Annotated in this window: 1 pseudogene; it reads right to left on the bottom strand. The window is 60.0% G+C overall.

The features are described 5' to 3' along the window. Positions 1–443, bottom strand: a pseudogene (locus tag ACK3CR_RS27045) (collagen-like protein); the annotation flags it as partial.

The raw sequence follows: 443 nt of genomic DNA, 5'->3' as shown, positions 1-443 counted from the left end.
CCAGTTGGTCCGACATCACCAGTAGCACCCGTAGGTCCAGCAGGTCCGATGTCACCAGTAGCACCTGTAGGTCCAGTTGGTCCAAGGTCGCCAGTAGCACCCGTAGGTCCAGTTGGTCCAAGATCACCAGTAGCACCCGTAGGTCCAGTTGGTCCAAGGTCGCCAGTAGCACCCGTAGGTCCAGTTGGTCCAAGGTCGCCAGTAGCACCCGTAGGTCCAGTTGGTCCGACATCACCAGTAGCACCCGTAGGTCCAGTTGGTCCAAGGTCACCAGTAGCACCCGTAGGTCCAGTTGGTCCAAGGTCGCCAGTAGCACCCGTAGGTCCAGTTGGTCCAAGGTCGCCAGTAGCACCCGTAGGTCCAGCAGGTCCGATGTCACCAGTAGCACCCGTAGGTCCAGTTGGTCCAAGGTCGCCAGTAGCACCGGTAGGTCCAGGTGGTCC

The sequence above is a fragment of the Priestia sp. TRM10 genome, from assembly GCF_057808375.1.
Note: the sequence above shows the minus strand (reverse complement) of the source record. Positions and strands in the feature narration are given on the sequence as shown.